Genomic DNA, 1,227 nt, shown 5'->3' with positions numbered 1-1,227 from the left:
GCTTCTGCCTCGGCTGCGCCAGTGATCCCGGTGATCGAGACATAATAAACAAAGCCCGAAGTGTTTTGCAGAACACGTGGCAGGCGTTTGTCATCCGTGGTCGGGGTCGCCAGGCGAATAAAATTCAGACCCGCCGCTTGCGCGGGCAGGCAGAGTTCTGCGTCCTCCTCGGGGGGAAGGTCCACCACGATCAACCCGTCAATACCAGCTGCTTTTGCATCGGCCAGAAACGCATCGACACCCCGGCTGTAGATCGGGTTGTAATACCCCATCAGGACAATGGGGGTTGTATCGTCCGTTTCCCGAAAGGTTCGTGCCAGATCCAATGTGCGTTGCAAGGTCATGCCCTGCTCAAGCGCACGTTGGCCCGCGGCCTGAATTGTCGGGCCGTCGGCCATCGGGTCAGTAAAGGGCAAGCCCAGCTCGATAACATCCACGCCAGCACCAGGCAGGCCTTTGACCACTTCAAGCGAAGTGTCATAGTCGGGATCTCCGGCCATGACATAGGCGACAAAGGCTTTTTTTCCTTCGGCTTTCAGGGCGGCGAACTTGGCGTCGATACGGGTCATCGGATGTCCTTGCACTCGGGTTTCGACCTGATGTGCAGAAACTTTGACCGAAAATCAATCCCGCCCAGACAGGAATGGATCAGAAGCCCAGATGATATGGATCAGAAGCCCAGATGATAGCGTACCAGCAGGGCATTCACGCCCGGGTTCTCGTCATTTGTGCTGGCGTTGGATTTATGGGTAAGTGCGACAGATACGCTATTGCCATTGTTCAGGTTATAGCCAAGTCCCAAAAGGCTGCGAATCTGGAAATCGCCCCCCAGATCATTCAGGTCGTTGCTGGCGTTATAATACCCAGGCATCACGCTGCCTTCCACGAACCAGCGATCGCTTAGCGCATACTGCCCGATCAGGCCCGCGCCGATATGCGTGTCCCCATCCTCATCTACGGTTAGGGCCGCGCCCAAACCGGCGCGAAACCGCGTGGCATGATGAAATGGCGTGTGGTGGTATTCGATCGAGATCAGACCCTGATCTTCGGATGTGTCTTCAGAATAGTCCGCGTATCCGGCACCAAAAACTACGGTCTGGGCCTGGGCTGACGCGCAGGCCGTTGCCGCCAGTACGGTTGCAAGAAAAAAGTGCTTCATCTGTGTCCGCCAACAAAAAGTGATCGTGCGCTAATAACTGGTATTCGTAGCCGTCGTTTTTCAATTTA

At 55.6% G+C, this 1,227-nt stretch carries 2 protein-coding genes; both read right to left on the bottom strand.

The features are described from left to right. Window positions 1-569: tryptophan synthase subunit alpha (gene trpA / locus ACR0C6_RS21275; RefSeq protein WP_267365473.1), on the bottom strand; the 569-nt coding region annotated here is incomplete at its 3' end. Window positions 570-670: 101 nt separating this feature from the next. Beyond that, window positions 671-1,159, bottom strand: a complete 489-nt coding sequence (locus ACR0C6_RS21270; RefSeq protein ID WP_480605064.1) for an acyloxyacyl hydrolase — start codon at window positions 1,157-1,159, stop codon at window positions 671-673. Between the last annotated feature and the right edge of the window lie 68 nt (window positions 1,160-1,227).

The organism is Ruegeria sp. AL12 (assembly GCF_056540885.1).
Note: the sequence above shows the minus strand (reverse complement) of the source record. Positions and strands in the feature narration are given on the sequence as shown.

What these genes read in the sequence shown, in the direction of transcription:
- ACR0C6_RS21270 (WP_480605064.1), bottom strand. Translation starts at nt 1,159, where the DNA reads ATGAAGCACTTTTTTCTTGCAACCGTACTGGCGGCAACGGCCTGCGCG.